Origin of the sequence: Actinomadura rubrisoli, from assembly GCF_004349215.1 — a bacterium.
In the GTDB taxonomy this organism is placed as follows: domain Bacteria; phylum Actinomycetota; class Actinomycetes; order Streptosporangiales; family Streptosporangiaceae; genus Spirillospora; species Spirillospora rubrisoli.
The window spans coordinates 1-15,220 of sequence record NZ_SMKU01000224.1; the positions used below are offsets into that span (position 1 = coordinate 1).

Sequence of the window (15,220 nt, forward strand, 5' to 3'; positions counted from 1 at the left end):
GCCCGCCCCCGTCAACGCCTACGGGCGCACGAAGCTGGCGGGGGAGCGGGCCGTCCTGGGCTACGAGCACGGCTACGTGGTGCGCACAGCGTGGCTGTACGGGGCGCACGGGCCCAACTTCGTCCGCACCATGGCGCGGCTGGCGGGTGAGCGCGACTCCGTCGAGGTCGTCGACGACCAGGTGGGCCAGCCCACGTGGACGGGCGACCTGGCGGCGCGGATCGTGGAGCTGGCGGGCGCGGAGGCGGCGCCCGCCGGGATCTACCACGGGACCAACGGCGGCCGCACGTCCTGGTTCGGGCTGGCGCGCGAGGTGTTCACCCTGCTGGGCCTCGACCCCGAGCGGGTGCGGCCGACCACCAGCGACCGGTTCCCGCGCCCGGCGGCGCGTCCGGCGTTCAGCGTCCTCGGGCACGGGAGGTGGGCGCGGGCCGGTCTCGCGCCCATGCGCGGATGGCGGGAGGCCCTCCACGCGGCCTGGCCGTCCCTGCGCGACGCTCAGCGTGGATGACCGAGCTTGGTGTAGTGGTCGAGGCAGTCCTGGTAGGTGGGCAGAAGGCCCGCGTCGTGGGCCTCCTCCAGGGTGGGCGCCTGCGCGTCCTTGGCCGACAGGGCGGGCTCGATCCCGGCAGGCCACTCGATGCCGAGCTCCGGGTCGAGCGGGTGGACGCCGTGCTCGCGGCCGGGCGCGTACGGCTCCGAGCACAGGTAGACGACCATGGTGTCGTCGCTGAGCGCCATGAAGGCGTGCCCGACGCCCTCGGCGACGTAGAGGCAGGCGCGGGACTCCTCGTCCAGCCGCACCCCCTCCCACTGGGCGAACGTGGGCGAGCCGACGCGCAGGTCCACCACGACGTCCAGGATCGCGCCGCGCAGGCACGTGACGTACTTGGCCTGCCCGGGCGGGACGTCGGCGAAGTGGACGCCGCGCAGCACGCCGCGGGCCGAGACCGAGCAGTTGGCCTGGGCGAGGTTCAGCCCGTGCCCCAGGTGCTCGCGGAGCCGGTCGTCCCGGAACCACTCGTGGAAAGATCCGCGCTGATCGCCGTGTACGCGCGGGTTGAACAAGTAAGTACCTTTAATGCCGAGTGGATCCACATGCGCAAGAATGCCACACGGTTCCCCGCAGAGATGGACGTCACACCGTGAGAGCACACACCTCCCGTGCGCTCCGACTCGCCGCCGGCAGTGCGGCAGCGGCGCTCGTGGTTCTGAACGGCCCGGCGGCCGACGCGGCGCCGGCGCCGCGTCCCGTCGTGACGAGCACGGCACCGGCGACGGCGGCCTTCCGGGCGGCCGACCCGCGGCTCGGCAGTCCCGCCGGGATGGTCGCCGGCGTGGTGCACCCCGAGATCTGGTGGACGATCGGGTCCGGGGCCAGGCCCCTGCTGTTCGCGCTCGACTCCCAAGGCCGGACCCGCGCCGCCTACGCGCTGGCAGGCGCGTCACGCGCGCGCCTGAACGCCATCACGATCGTCAAGAACGGCTCGGGCGAGTCGGGGCTGTTCGTCAGCGACCTGAACGAGGGACGCGCCGGAAGCCTCGTTTTGCACCGCGTCGCCGAGCCCGCGACGCTGGCGAGCGGCACGCTGCCGGTCAAGTCGTTCAAGGTGCGGTACCCGGACGGCGGCCACGAGGGCGGCGCGCTGCTGGCCGACCCGGCGGAGAGCCGCATCTACATCATCACCAAGGGCGCGACCGCCGCGGCCGTGTTCGCGCTGCCCGGCGTCCTCGGCCCCCAGAACAACGCCCTCACCCGGCTGCGGACGCTGTCGTTCCCCGTCCGCGGCGGGGGGTTCGCCCGGGACGGCCGCGTCATCCTCAAGACCACCCGAGACGTGCGGGTCCTCAACGGGATCCGGGAGAAGGTCGCCCAGGTCGTCCGGACGGCGGCGAGGATGGGCGGCGCCGCGTTCGGGGTGGCCTCGGACGGGCGGCGGGTGCTCGTCTCCGACCCGGGCGCGCGGCCGGTGTTCCGCTCGGTCACGCTGCCCACCGGAACCGCCGCCACCCCCGCCGGCGGGGCGAGATCGTCCGGCCCGGTGCCGATGAACGACCAGACCCCCGTGTCGTTCCCGTCGGAGTCGGGGCCGCCCGGGGGGCTCCTCGGCACCGGGGCCCTGGTCGGGCTGGTGCTGCTAGGGCTGCTGGGGGGCGCCTTCTACGTGCGGGGGCGCCGGAACCACGGCTGACACCCGGACCCGCGCCGCCCGATCGCCGCGCCCCTCGCCGGGTGCCGCGCCCAGCGCCGCGCCGGGTGCCTCGTCCCGCGCCTCGCCGATCGCCGCGCCGGGTGCCTGCGGCGGGTCGCCGCCCTGCCGCCGCAGCGTCTCCGACCAGGCCACCAGGAGCAGCAGCCACATGCTGGAGACGTTGGCGGGCGCGGCCAGGCCCTCGGTGGTGATGCTGTCGGCCAGGAAGAAGCCGAGGATGCCGAGCAACATCCCCGCGTCGGCGCGCAGCGTCCGGTGCCGGGCCAGCATCAGCAGGACGAACCCGAGCGTCATCAGCAGCGTGACGAACGCCGCCGTGCCGACCGTCCCGTTGTCGACCAGCGCGTTGACGAACGCGTTGTGCCCGCCGCCCAGGCCGATGTCGTCCAGGAAGAGCCCGCGCGAGGCGCCCAGGCCCCGGCCGAAGATCGGCTCCTCGGAGTAGGCCGCCATCGCCAGCGTCCACAGGTCGGTGCGGGAGTTGAGCGAGGAGAGCGTCTCGGCGGACTCGCCCCGCGCCACGAACGCCAGGATGCTGTTGGAGAACGCCAGCACGCCGACGACGGCCACCGCCGCCCCCATCACCAGCACGTCGATCCGGCCGCGCGGGCCCCGCGCGGTGGCCAGCAGGACGACCAGCCCCAGGGCGCAGCCCAGCGCCGCGCCCCGCGTCCCCGTCGCGACGAGCGCACCCGACAGCACGGCCAGGGCGCCCAGGTAGAGCAGCGGGTGCCAGAGCCGGTCGCGCGGGGTCGTCCAGCGGATCAGGTACCCGACCGTCAGCAGCACCGCGATGCCGAGGTACACGCCCGCCTGGACGGGGTGGACGTACAGCCAGTTGAAGCGCTCCTCGGTCAGCCGGGTGCGGGGGAACGGGTGCGCCACGCCGATCCCGACCGAGACCACGACGATCCCGATGAACGCGTGGGCCAGCCGCCGCAGGTCGGCGGGCGTCGCCCGGGTCGCGATGAGGTGCGCCAGCAGCATCGTGACCATGAGCTGGGCGCCGCGGACCAGGCCGAGCGACTTGAACGGCGACCACAGCGCGGAGAACGCGACGTACCCGCAGAACGTCCAGGCCGCGAACAGCAGGCCGGTGATGCGCCGCGACGGCGGCCGCAGCCCGAAGGTGTACACCAGGTACAGCGCGGCCATGCCGTAGACGGCGACCTCGATCAGGACGGTCAGGTCGGCGCTGCCGCCCACCGCCTGGTCGACGTCCCGGCTGCGCAGCTTGTAGTCGCTGGCGAGCATGAGGGCGAGCGGCAGCGCGACGGCCCACCACCCGGCGCTGGGCGGGGGCGGCGTCCGGCGCGGGAAGATCCCCTTCACGGTCATGGGCACCCTCGCAAGCTCTGAAGACGCGACCAAGAATACGGCCGGCGGGCCGGTACTGTGTCCGCTGTGAATCGAGCGACTTTGCCCGGCCCCGTCGTGTCCGCGGGCCGCAGCGTGATCCGGGGATACGGGATGAGCACGGCCGCCCTGCGCCCCGGCCCCGACTTCCTGCTGATCGGAGCGAAGCGGGGCGGATCCACCTCGCTCTACTACACGCTGCTGGAGCATCCGCAGGTGATGCCGCTGTTCCCGAACGCGCGGCTGCTGCCCAAGGCCAACCACACCAAGGGCGTCCACTACTTCGACTCCCACTACGACAAGGGCGGCGCCTGGTACCGGTCGCACTTCCCCGCCTCGGCCCGCCGCTCCGGCAAGGTCGTGGGCGAGGGGTCGCCGTACTACCTGTTCCACCCCCTGGCGGCGGAGCGGGCCGGGCGCGACGTCCCGGAGGCGAAGATCCTGCTCGTCCTGCGCGACCCGATCGAGCGGGCGTTCTCGCACTACCGGGAGCGGCGCCGCCAGAACGCCGAGGAGCTCGCGACGTTCGAGGAGGCCCTGGCGGCCGAGGCGGGGCGCCTGGACGGCGAGGAGGAGCGGATCGTCTCCGAGCCCGGCTACCTCAGCTACGCCCACGAGCAGCAGTCCTACCGGGCGCAGGGGGAGTACGCCCCGCACCTGCGGCGCTGGATGCGGCACTTCCCCGCCGAGCAGGTCCGCGTCCTGGCCGCCGAGGAGTTCTACGCCGACCCGCAGGCGGCCTGCGACGAGGTGGCGGAGTTCCTCGGCCTGCGGCCCGCGCCGCTGCCCCCGTCCGCGGTCAAGGTGTGGAACGCCGCCCCGAGCGAGGACCTCGAGCCCGAGACCCGGCAGAGCCTGGCCGAGCACTACGCGCCGTTCAACGCCGACCTGGAGGCGCTCCTGGGCCGCACGTTCCCCTGGACCCGCCCCTGACCCGGCCCACTCCCTGATCGGGCCGGGTCAGCCCGTCCACGCGCCGATGTGCTTGGTGCCCGCCGGCCTGCCGACCAGCGCGGCGATGTCGGCGGGCAGCGGCACCGCGTTGCCCGCGTCGACGCCGGGCGCGACGGCCCGGTCGAGGGTGCCCTCCGCGCGGGCGGCGGCCGCGTTGCCGAGGAACGCGCCCCGCGTCTCCTGCCCGGTCGCGGTCCGGAACCGGCCGAGGTCGCCGAAGGAGTTCCTGGACCACAGGATCAGCGTGCGCGGATCGGCGGCGTTCGGGCGGACGTAGACGTTGCCGTTGACGGTCAGGTTCATCTGCGCGGCGGAGCGCTCGCCGGTGTGGTCGGTCACGCACAGCAGGCAGGGCGTGCCCGGGCGGGCGCCGGCGAAGGTGTTGTTGCTCACGGTGGTCTGGCCGATCCGCCAGGTCATGGCCGGGTCCGGGCCCTTCCGGCGCGGGTCGCGGCCGGGCACGCCCGGGTCGTCGCGGCGCCGCGAGTCCTGGACGATCTGGACGGCGCGGCCGTTGCCCGCCATCGAGTTGTTCCAGATCCGGACGTCGGAGGTGTTGTTCACCTTCACCCCGTCGCCGCCGTTCCCGCTGATGACGTTGCCCGCCACCACCGCCTTGGCGCTCAGCTCCAGCGAGACGCCGTGGTGGGCGTTGCGCAGGATCCGGTCGCCGGTGAGCGTGATGTCGTAGACGGACTCGTCCATCCACAGGCCCTTGCCGAGGTTGTCGACGATCGTGCTGGCGACCACCGCGACCTTCCGGGACCGGGTGATCTTGAAGCCGCCCGAGACCGGCGAGTACTTGAACTGCTCCACGTTGTTGTGGTCGAGGCGCACCGCCTCCAGCCGCAGGTCGTCGGCGGTGTTGGCGTGGACGCCGAGGAGCCCGTTGTTCGAGCTCGTCACGTGCCGGACGCGGCCGTGCGCGGCGACGACGGTGAGGCCGGTCGTGGCCGACTCGGTGGCCACCACGTTCTCCACGGTGACCCTCGGCGCGGTGACCCGCACCATGGCGATGTCGGGCAGCGAGGTCGCGTACCGGCGCACCCCGATGCCGCGCAGGGTGCCGCCCTCGCCGCTGATCGTGATGGCCTTGCCGAGCGTGCTCGCCCGCACGTTGTGCCCGCGCGGGTCGGAGCCCAGGTAGAGGCGGGAGGCGCTCCCGTCCACGTAGAAGGTGCCGGGCTTGACCTCCTCCCGCGATCCGACCTGCTTCTGCGCGACCCCGTCGAGCCAGAGCTGGTCGGGGTGGGAGGCCATCGGATGCTCGGGGGAGACGAACTGGAAGTCGGCGTCCCGGCTCGGCCGCGCGCCGGAGGTGTAGGTGGGGCTGGAGTCGAACTTCGCCGTCCAGCCGCCGTGCACGAAGGCGCCGCCCTCGGCGGTCCATCCGGCGACGGGCGAGCTGCCGTCGAGCCAGACGGCCTCGCGGGGATGGGACTGGATCGTCAGCCGCTTGCCGGCCGGGACGGTGACGCTCTCGTGGTAGACGCCGCCGCGCAGCACGATGGTGCCCTTGGGGCCGGCCTTGGCGATCGCCCTGCCGAGGGTGCGCAGCGGGTGCTTGCGCGTCCCCTCGGCCCCGTCCCTGCCGGACGGCGAGACGAACAGCGCCCCGTCCGGGATCTTGTAGGCCGTGCTGCCGACCGGTGCGGAGCCGGGCCGGTCGGGCTGGGTCCAGGCGGGCGGGCCGCCGTCGCGCCCGGGGAACTGCCAGCCCAAGAACCCGACGCCCACGATCACCGGCAGTGCCAGGACCCGGACGATCGTCGCCCGGTGCGAGCTTTGCGCCATGTGAGACCCCTACCCCCGGAAAGCCTTTGACATAAGGAACGTACCGACCGCGGGCCCGTCCGGCCACCCGTCACCGGCCCGGCGGCCGGCGTCAGGGGTGCAGCGCGCCCACGAACAGCGCCGCCTTGTGCCGGGCGTCGAACTTCACACCCAGGGCGACCTGCTTGTAGCCCGATGTCGGGATGTCGAAGGCGTAGGAGGCCCTCTTGCTCGCGCCCGGCGCCACGCTGCCGTAGAAGTCGTTGATGTTGGCGTACGACGTCGGCTTCGCCTCGGCCCTGCGGGGGCCGTACTTGGCCACGACGCGGACCTGGTTGAGGTCGAGCGGCTTGGCCGATCCGTTGGTGAAGCTCAGCGTGAAGATGGTGAGCACCCGGCCGGCGATCTTGCCCGGCCCGTCCGCCTTGGTCTTGACGTAGCGGATGCCGCCGACCTTCACGGTGATCTTGTCGTTGTAGGTGACGGGCTTGCGCAGGCCGCTGGACGACTTCAGGTCGAGCGCCCCGGGCGCGGCGTTGGCCGCCGACTCCGGCTGCGTGCTCGGCGGCGGTGGCGGCTTCGGCTTGCCGGACGACTTGTCCCCGCCCCCGCCGCATCCGGCCAGTGCCAGCGCGAGGGCCAGCGCCGCGCCCGTCGCGACGAGACGCTTCGGCGGACGCGATCCGCGGTCGGACATGCGGCTCTCCTTGGAAGTGGTCGGACTGGAAATGTCAAGGGCGGAGGGCGGGCGCTGTCTGGGGCGGCCCTGGGCTGAACAGTGTAGGGGCGGTAAGTCCGTTACTCTGCCTTTACTCCTGTGACCGTGGGGGCCATGGGTAGGGGATGGCAGGGGAACCACCCAGTGAGATCTGTACTTTCGCATTGGCGTGCCTCACGCGCACGCAGAACGGCTATAGCGGCCATTACCGCCTTTGCGCTGGCGCTGCTGGGCGTCTCCGCCCTTCCCGCGGCGGGGGCCGCCGCGGACATCGACCCCCCGCCCGGCACGCCGCCCACGGTGAGCGCCGACCCGCTGCCGACGTGGCAGGTGGACGGCGTCGTGTGGAGCATGGCCACGGTCGGGACGACCGTGTACGCGACCGGCAACTTCACCAAGGCGCGCCCGCCGGGCACCGCGACCGGTGGCCCCGGCGAGGTCGTGCGCAACAACATCCTGGCGTTCGACCTGACGACGGGGAACCTGATCACCTCGTTCGCGCACTCGCTCAACGGCCAGGGCCTGCGGATCGTCGCCTCCCCGGACGGCAAGCGCGTGTACGTCGGCGGCGAGTTCACCGAGGTCGACGGGAAGCCGCGCCAGCGGCTGGCGGCGTTCGACACCGCCACCGGCGCGCTCGCCGAGGACTTCGCGCCGCAGGTGTCGTCCATCGTGCGGGGGATCGCCGCGACGGACACGACGGTGTACTTCGGCGGGAACTTCTTCAACGTCAACGGCAAGTCGCGGACGCGGCTGGCGGCCGTGAACGCCTCCGACGGCGCCAACGTCGACACCTGGCGCCCCACGGCCGACGACAACGAGGTGTTCGCGCTGGCGATGGCGCCGGGCGGCGGCCGTGTGCTCATCGGCGGACGGTTCCAGAAGCTCAACGGGGCCGCGCAGGTCGGCATCGGCGCCGTGAACACCACTGACGGCGCCTCGCTGCCGTGGAGCAGCAAGCCGATCCCCACCAAGCAGGACAGTACTCACTTCTCTTACGTGACCGATCTGTACGTGTCCGGTGACACTGTGTACGGCGCGGCGGACGGTGAGGGCGGCCACTGGTTCGACGGCCGGTTCGCCGCCAAGGCCGCCACCGGGGACCTGGTCTGGCTCGACAACTGCTACGGCGCCACGTACGGCATGTTCGTCCAAGGGCAGTCTGTCTACAGCGTCTCCCACGCGCACGATTGCGCCTCGCTCGGCGCGTTCCCGGAGACGAAGCCGCAGAGCTGGCACCGCGCGCTGGCCGAGACGACCTACCCGACCGGCATCGACCTGACGCCTCCGGGCGCGAACAGCAACTACCGCAACCAGCCGATCCCCAGCCTGCTGCACTGGTTCCCGACCGTGGCGCAAGGGACGTTCACCGGGCAGTACCAGGGGGCCTGGGCCGTCACCGGCAACGACGGCTACGTGGCCCTGGGCGGCGAGTTCCCCAAGGTGAACGGCAAGGCCCAGCAGGGCCTGGTGCGGTTCGCGCTCAAGGCCGACGCGCCGAACAAGGCCGGTCCGCTGGCCGAGGAACTCGGCGACCCGACCGCGCGGAGCATGGCGGACGGCAGCGTCCGCGTCACCTGGAACACCACCTGGGACATGGACAACGCGTCCCTGAGGTACCAGGTGCTCCGCGACGGCACCACACCCGTCGGCGAGGTCGAGAAGCCGTCCACGTTCTGGGACCAGCCGAACGCGGCGTACTTCGACAAGACCGCCGGGCCCGGCACCGCCCACACCTACAAGATCCGCGCGGTGGACTCGACGGGCAACGCCGTGACCGGCGCCGCGTCCAACTCGGCGACGGCCGGGAACGGCGTCCCCGGGCCGTACTCCGGGGAGATCACCGGTGACGGCGCGAGCGCGTACTGGCGTCTCGGCGAGGCGAGCGGCCCCGCCTACGACCACGCGGGCGCCAACGACCTCGCGCTGGGGACGGGCGTGGCCCGCGGCCAGGCCGGCGCGGTCTCCGGCGACCCCGACCGCGCGGTGGCGTTCAACGGCACCTCCGCCGGGACGTCCGGCAGCGGCTCGGCGCCGGTGCGGCAGAACTTCAGCGTCGAGGCGTGGGTGAAGACCACGTCCAAGACCGGCGGGAAGATCATCGGGTACGGGAACGCCGCGACCGGCCTCAGCACGAAGTACGACCGCCAGCTCTACATGACCAACGACGGCCGGGTCGTGTTCGGCGTCTACCCGGGCGCCGCCAAGACGATCCAGAGCGGCACCGGGCTGAACGACGGCAAGTGGCACCACGTCGTCGGCACGCTCGACGGCGACGCCGGGCTCAAGCTGTTCGTGGACGGCGCGCAGAAGGCCGCCGACCCCGCGGTGAAGAGCGCCGAAGCCTACGCGGGCTACTGGCGCGTCGGCGGCGACAACCTCACCGGCTGGCCGAACAAGCCGACCAGCAACTTCCTGAACGGGACGCTGGACGAGGTGGCCGTCTACCCGCACGCGCTGACGGCGGCGCAGGCGGCGCGGCACCACGGCCTCGGCACCGGCACGGTCAAGCCGAACCAGCCGCCGGCCGCCGCGTTCACCTCGTCCTGCGACCAGCTCGCGTGCACGTTCGACGGCTCGGGCTCCACCGACGCCGACGGGTCCGTCGCGAGCCACGCGTGGGACTTCGGGGACGGGCGGACCGGTACCGGCGCCAAGCCGTCCCACACCTACGCCGCGGCCGGCGAGTACACGGTCAAGCTGAAGGTGACCGACGACAAGGGCGCGGCGGGCGAGGTGCTGCACACCGTCACGGCCACGTCCGGCACCCTGGCGGCCGACGCGTTCGGCCGCACCGTCAGCGGGGGCTGGGGGAACGCCGACACCGGCGGCGCCTGGAGCAGGAACGGCTCGGGCGGCGTCCTTTCGGTGGGCGGCACCGGGCAGATCGAGCTGGGCGCCCCCGGCAACAGCGGGGGCGGCTACCTCAACGGCGTGTCGTCCACCGGAACCGACCTGACGTTCACGGCGGCGCTCGACAAGGAGGGCACCGGCAACGGCGTCTACCTGTCGGCCATCGGGCGGCGCGTGGGCAGCGAGGGCGACTACCGGGCGCGGCTCCGGCTGCGCCCGTCCGGCGTGGTGTCGCTCAAGCTCAGCCGCCTGGCCTCGGGCAACACCGAGACCGACATCGTCGCCGAGCAGGCCGTCGAGGGCCTGACGTACGAGCCGGGCAAACGGCTGCACGCGCGGCTCCAGGTGACGGGCACCTCGCCCACCACGTTGAAGGCCAAGGTCTGGGCCGACGGCGCGGCCGAGCCGGCCTGGCAGCTCACCGGGACCGACGCGACGGCCGGGTTGCAGGCCGCGGGCTCCATCGGCGTCTGGACCTATCTCGCCGGCAACACCACCAACGCGCCCGTCGTGGTGTCGGTGGACGACCTGCTGGCGGTCCGCGCCACCGGCTGACGCCATCGGCGGAATCGCCGACGCGTGAAAGCGCCCCGAGGTTTACACCTCGGGGCGCTTTTCTCTTTCCCGCCGGACAATGACGGCGGGCTATGACATCCATCACGGAGCGGACGAAGTCTCCTTGCCATGAATTCGGTCACGATTTCATAAGATGCCCGATGTGTCGGACGGGGAGCCCGCTAGTCTCTCCCCACCAGAGTGGCCATATCGGTCACAAGGGGCATATGCGCTAGGGGATCCGACTCGTGAGAGCTCTATTGCGACAGCGGCGGACGAGCGTGCGCGCGGGTCTGGCGGCCGCCGCCACCCTCACGCTCGCGGGTGCGTCCGTCATGCCGGCCGCGACGGCCGGCGCCGACACCGTCCCGCCTTCGGGCACGCCGACGACCGTGAGCGCCGACCCGCTGCCGACGTGGCAGGTGGACGGCGTCGTGTGGAGCATGACGACGGTCGGGACGACGGTGTACGCGACCGGCAACTTCACCAAGGCGCGCCCGCCGGGCACCGCGCCAGGCAACGCCAAGGAGGTCGCGCGCGGCAACATCCTGGCGTTCGACCTGACGACGGGGAACCTGATCACCTCGTTCGCGCACTCGCTCAACGGCCAGGGCCTGCGCGTCGCGGCCTCCCCGGACGGCAAGCGCGTCTACGTCGGCGGCGAGTTCACCGCGGTCGACGGCAAGCCGCACAACCGCCTCGCCGCGTTCGACACCGCCACCGGCAAGCTGGTCGACGGCTTCGCCCCGAAGGTCGGCAACATCGTGCGCGGCATCGCGGCGACCAACTCGACCGTGTACTTCGGCGGGAACTTCTTCAACGTCAACGGCAAGTCGCGGACGCGCCTGGCCGCCGTGAACGCCTCCAACGGCGCCAACGTCGACACCTGGCGCCCCACGGCCGACGACAACGAGGTGTTCGCGCTGACGATGGCGCCGGGCGGCGACCGCGTGCTCATCGGCGGACGGTTCCAGAAGCTCAACGGCGCGGAGCACGTGGGCATCGGCGCGGTGAACACCACCAACGGCGGATCGCTGCCGTGGAGCAGCAAGCCGATCCCGTCCCGGCTGGACAACCGCCGCTTCTCGTACGTGACCGACCTGTTCGTCGACGGCGACACCGTGTACGGCGCGGCGGACGGCGAGGGCGGCCACTGGTTCGACGGCCGGTTCGCCGCCAAGGCCGCCACCGGCGACCTGGTCTGGCTCGACAACTGCTACGGCGCGACCTACGGCGTCTTCGCCCAGGACAAGGCGGTCTACAGCGTCTCGCACGCGCACGACTGCGCCTCGCTCGGCGCGTTCACCGAGACCTCGCCGACGACCTGGCACCGCGCGCTCGCCGAGACCAAGGCCGCGACGGGCACCGACCACGCGCCCCCCGGCGCCAACAGCAACTACCGCAACCAGCCGATCCCCAGCCTGCTGCACTGGTTCCCGACGCTCTCGCAGGGGACGTTCACCAAGCAGTACCAGGCGGCCTGGGCCGTCACCGGCAACGACGACTTCGTCGCCATGGGCGGCGAGTTCCCCAAGGTGAACGGCAAGGCCCAGCAGGGCCTGGTGCGGTTCGCGGTGAAGGCGAAGGCGCCCAACAAGTCCGGCCCGGTGAAGGCCGACCTGGCCGCGCCGACCGCGTCCAAGGCGTGGTTCTCCTCGGAGATCAAGGTGTCCTGGAAGGCCACCTGGGACATGGACAACGAGGCGCTCACCTACGAGGTCCTGCGTGACGGCGAGACCACGCCGCTGACCACGCTCAAGAAGGACTCCTCCTTCTGGAACCGGCCCTCCATGACCTTCACCGACGCCAAGCCGCCCAAGGGCAAGCACACCTACCGCATCCGCGTGAAGGACGCGCTGGGCAACACGCTCACCAGCGCGGCCTCCCCGGCGGCCGGCTGACCGTCCCACGGCACGACGCGAGCGCGCCCCGGCATCCGCCGGGGCGCGCTCTGTCTTTCCGCCGTCTCTGTCTTTCCGCTGTCTCTGTCTTTCCGCCGTCTCGGTCCTTACGCCGTCTCGGGCGCTCTCAGCCGGTGCGCGGGCCCATGGACCGCAGGACGTCGCTCAGCCGCGCCTTGAGCGCGGCGTCGTGGTCGCTGTCGGAGCGCTGCGCCACCCGCTTCAGCCAGAACTCCGCGGCCTCCGCGTGGCCCCTCCCGGCCCCCGGGCTCGACGGCTTGCCGAACACGGAGGTGTGCGTCGCCTCGTAGTAGACGAGGTCCGCGCCCGGCGGGGCCCACGCCGCGTCCTCCCAGTCGATCAGCCACGGCACCCCGGGGCCGCAGCGGCGCAGGTTCCACGCCGTGAGGTCGCCGTGCATCGGGACCCAGTGCGCCGGCACCTCCTGCGTGCGCGGCAGCACCTGCTTCAACCGCCGCTGCAGGTCGGCCAGCAGCGGCTCCAGCGCGACCCCGCGGACCGGACGGGCGGGACGGGGCGGCATCGCCTCGATCACCATCCAGTGCCAGCCCGCCGTCTCCCCGCGGTCCAGGACCCGCGGCACCCGGAAGCCCTCGGCCCTGCCGTCCGGGAACGCCGCCAGGGCCCGCTCCTCGCGGTCCAGCTCGTCCGGCTCGTCGCGGAGCTTGAGGAACCCCGCCGGCCGTCCCTCGCGCAGCAGGACGGCCGCCAGCCCCGTCCGGGACGCCTGCGGGCGCTCGTAGAGGGCCAGGCCGTCGAACGGCCCGACCCGCTCGGCCAGCGCCCGCCAGCGCTCCGGCCCGCCCGGCGGCTCCCAGCGGACCCGGGGGCCGGGGACGGCGCGCGGCCCGAACACGGCGACCGCGCCGTACAGCGCCCACTGGGCGGCCAGGGCGGCGGTCTTGGAGCGGGTGATCAGCGACACGCCCGCGAGCGCGCCGCGCCGCGACCGGGCCGGGACCAGAACGTTGCGGGCCCCCATCGCCGGCCGGACGAACTCGTGTCCAGAAGTGGTCATCTCGTGTCCCGTCATCCGCCGCGCACGGTCTTCCGCGTCAGCCTGCGTTCGGCCAGGTCAGCGCAGAGCCGCTCGTACGAGGCGGCCACGTCGTCCCAGACGTAGCGCTCGGCGGCCCGCTTGCGCGCCGCGTCGCCCCGGTCGGCCGCCGCGCCCGGATCGGCCTCGGCCGCCTCGATCCGCACGGCCAGCTCGCCCGCGTCGGCGAAGAACCGGCCCGCCTCCTCGCCCAGCACCTCGCGGTTGAAGTTGACGTCGAAGGCCAGCACGGACGCGCCGGCGCCCATGGCGCGCAGCAGCGACGGGTTCGTCCCGCCCACCGAGTGGCCGTGGACGTAGGTCAGCGCCCCCGCGTACAGCGCGTCCAGGAGGTCCTGGTCCCACACGCCGCCGAGGAACCGGATGCGCGGGTCCTCGCCCGCCAGCTCGATGACCTGCGCCGTGTAGGCGTCGGCGTACGGCGCCGACCCGACGACGACCAGCGGCCTGCGCGCGCTGCTGCGCCGGTAGCCCTCCACCGCCAGGTGCACGTGGTTCTCCGGCTCGAACCGGGCCACGACCAGATGGAAGCCGCCCGGCTCGTAGCCCGCCTCCGCCAGCTTCGCGGTGTCGGTCCCGGCGAGGATCGGCGCCCCGTAGGGGATGAACACCGACTCCGCGCCGAACTTCTCGCGGTAGTACTCCTGGATGCCGACCGCGTCCGCGATCAGGGCGTCCGACCAGCGGACCGCCATCGACTCGGCGGCGCGGTAGTAGCGCTGGCCTGTACCGCTCCATTTGGTGCGCTTCCACTCCAGGCCGTCCACATGCGTGGCCACCGGGATGCGCAGCGTCCGCAGCACCGGGAGCAGCGGCGCGTTCGCCGCGTTGAACAGCAGCGCCACGTCGGCGCCCTCGCGGGCCATCTTGCCGCGGAACGCGTGCAGCACCGACAGGCCGGTGTGGCTGAGCGTCTCGGCGACCTTCCTCTCGATCGCGGGAAGGTAGATGAGCCGCATCCCCAGGTACTCGGGCTCGGGGTGGCGCTCGCCGCGGCAGTAGACCATCACCTCATGGCCGCCCGCCGCGAGCCGCTTGCCGATCTCCTCCACCGCCGTCTCGAACCCGCCGTACCGCGCGGGCACACCGCGGGTCCCTACCATGGCGATGCGCACCCTGATCCTCGCTTTCCCGGTGGAAGGTTTCGTTACGATCCGCACAGGTTATGCGCAAGGGGCGCCGCACGTCTTGGTAGCAAATAACAGTTAATCTGAAGGTTGCGGGAGACTGGCGTCCCAGAGAGACCTGGGGCGCCTGGAGGAGGGCAAGTGGCCGAACGGGACCCACGGTCCACGGTGGTGCTGGCGCACCCGTCGCCCGACCTGTACGGCTCCGACCGGACGTTCATCGAGTCGGTGCGGGCGCTGGCGGGCCGGTGGCGCGTCGTCGTGACGCTGCCGGAGGACGGGCCGCTGTCGGCCGTGCTCCGCGACGCCGGCGCGGAGATCGTCGTGCTGCCCGTCCCCGTCCTGCGCAAGGCGTACCTGACCCCGCTCGGGCTCGTGCGGCTGATGTTCGCCGCGGCCCGCGCGCTGCCCCGCGCCCGGCGGCTGCTGCGGCGCGAGCGCGCCGCGGCCCTCTACGTGAGCACCGTCACGCTCCCGTTCTGGCTGCTCGCCGGACGGGTCGCCCGCGTGCCCGCGCTCTGCCACGTCCACGAGGCCGAGGACGGGATGCCGCGGCCGATGCGGGCCCTGCTGTACCTGCCGCTGCGCCTCGCCCGCGCCGTCGTCGTCAACAGCGGGGCGACCGCGGCCGCCGTCGGCGGCTCCGGCGCCCGGACCATCTACAACGGGGTCGGCGGGCCGCCCGCCGAGCC

At 72.9% G+C, this 15,220-nt stretch carries 12 protein-coding genes; 6 read left to right on the forward strand and 6 right to left on the reverse strand.

What is annotated here, in order from left to right; genetic code table 11:
* Window positions 1-511, forward strand: a 511-nt coding sequence (locus tag E1298_RS31615; RefSeq protein ID WP_165975771.1) for an SDR family oxidoreductase, incomplete at its 5' end; no start/stop codon positions are given.
* Here E1298_RS31615 and rfbC read toward each other — a convergent pair.
* Entirely contained in the window at window positions 499-1,155 is a 657-nt protein-coding gene (gene rfbC, locus E1298_RS31620; RefSeq protein ID WP_341770661.1) for a dTDP-4-dehydrorhamnose 3,5-epimerase, read from the reverse strand. The genes E1298_RS31615 and rfbC overlap by 13 nt on opposite strands.
* Here rfbC and E1298_RS31625 point away from each other — a divergent pair.
* Window positions 1,146-2,192 carry a hypothetical protein gene (locus E1298_RS31625; protein ID WP_131899782.1) on the forward strand — a complete coding sequence of 349 codons (1,047 nt, stop codon included), beginning with the start codon at window positions 1,146-1,148 and terminating at the stop codon, window positions 2,190-2,192. The genes rfbC and E1298_RS31625 overlap by 10 nt on opposite strands.
* Here the strand turns inward: E1298_RS31625 and E1298_RS31630 are convergent.
* On the reverse strand, window positions 2,139-3,551 hold the full coding sequence (locus E1298_RS31630) for an O-antigen ligase family protein (protein ID WP_165975772.1): 1,413 nt from the start codon (window positions 3,549-3,551) through the stop codon (window positions 2,139-2,141). The two genes, E1298_RS31625 and E1298_RS31630, sit on opposite strands and share 54 nt — an antisense overlap.
* A 132-nt stretch (window positions 3,552-3,683) precedes the next feature.
* Here E1298_RS31630 and E1298_RS31635 point away from each other — a divergent pair, with 132 nt between their 5' ends.
* The gene (locus E1298_RS31635; RefSeq protein ID WP_131899786.1) at window positions 3,684-4,502 is read left to right on the forward strand and encodes a sulfotransferase domain-containing protein; all 819 of its coding nucleotides are present in this window, start codon (window positions 3,684-3,686) and stop codon (window positions 4,500-4,502) included.
* Between the two features lie 27 nt (window positions 4,503-4,529).
* Here E1298_RS31635 and E1298_RS31640 read toward each other — a convergent pair whose 3' ends face one another.
* Both E1298_RS31640 and E1298_RS31645 read right to left on the reverse strand, forming a co-directional pair.
* Window positions 4,530-6,317, reverse strand: coding sequence for a right-handed parallel beta-helix repeat-containing protein (locus E1298_RS31640; protein ID WP_131899788.1), 1,788 nt, complete (start codon window positions 6,315-6,317; stop codon window positions 4,530-4,532).
* Window positions 6,318-6,408: 91 nt separating this feature from the next.
* The gene (locus E1298_RS31645; RefSeq protein WP_131899790.1) at window positions 6,409-6,993 is read right to left on the reverse strand and encodes a hypothetical protein; all 585 of its coding nucleotides are present in this window, start codon (window positions 6,991-6,993) and stop codon (window positions 6,409-6,411) included.
* A 321-nt stretch (window positions 6,994-7,314) separates the two neighbouring features.
* Here E1298_RS31645 and E1298_RS50670 point away from each other — a divergent pair, with 321 nt between their 5' ends.
* Window positions 7,315-10,422, forward strand: coding sequence for a LamG-like jellyroll fold domain-containing protein (locus tag E1298_RS50670; protein ID WP_131899792.1), 3,108 nt, complete (start codon window positions 7,315-7,317; stop codon window positions 10,420-10,422).
* A 281-nt stretch (window positions 10,423-10,703) separates the two neighbouring features.
* Window positions 10,704-12,323, forward strand: a complete 1,620-nt coding sequence (locus E1298_RS31655) for a PQQ-binding-like beta-propeller repeat protein (protein ID WP_131899794.1) — start codon at window positions 10,704-10,706, stop codon at window positions 12,321-12,323.
* Window positions 12,324-12,450: 127 nt separating this feature from the next.
* Here the strand turns inward: E1298_RS31655 and E1298_RS51310 are convergent, their stop codons facing one another.
* Complete coding sequence (locus tag E1298_RS51310; RefSeq protein WP_165975773.1) at window positions 12,451-13,362, reverse strand: phosphotransferase; 912 nt, start codon at window positions 13,360-13,362, stop codon at window positions 12,451-12,453.
* A gap of 11 nt (window positions 13,363-13,373) precedes the next feature.
* Complete coding sequence (locus E1298_RS31665; protein ID WP_207944951.1) at window positions 13,374-14,516, reverse strand: DUF1972 domain-containing protein; 1,143 nt, start codon at window positions 14,514-14,516, stop codon at window positions 13,374-13,376.
* 153 nt (window positions 14,517-14,669) lie between these two features.
* Here E1298_RS31665 and E1298_RS31670 point away from each other — a divergent pair.
* Window positions 14,670-15,220, forward strand: a 551-nt coding sequence (locus E1298_RS31670; RefSeq protein WP_243725929.1) for a glycosyltransferase, incomplete at its 3' end; no start/stop codon positions are given.

Bases quoted from the DNA above. Each gene is read 5' to 3' on its own strand.
- E1298_RS31645 (WP_131899790.1), bottom strand. From the start codon at position 6,993: ATGTCCGACCGCGGATCGCGTCCGCCGAAGCGTCTCGTCGCGACGGGC.
- E1298_RS31635 (WP_131899786.1), top strand. From the start codon at position 3,684: ATGAGCACGGCCGCCCTGCGCCCCGGCCCCGACTTCCTGCTGATCGGA.
- E1298_RS51310 (WP_165975773.1), bottom strand. From the start codon at position 13,362: ATGACCACTTCTGGACACGAGTTCGTCCGGCCGGCGATGGGGGCCCGC.
- E1298_RS31640 (WP_131899788.1), bottom strand. From the start codon at position 6,317: ATGGCGCAAAGCTCGCACCGGGCGACGATCGTCCGGGTCCTGGCACTG.
- E1298_RS31630 (WP_165975772.1), bottom strand. From the start codon at position 3,551: ATGACCGTGAAGGGGATCTTCCCGCGCCGGACGCCGCCCCCGCCCAGC.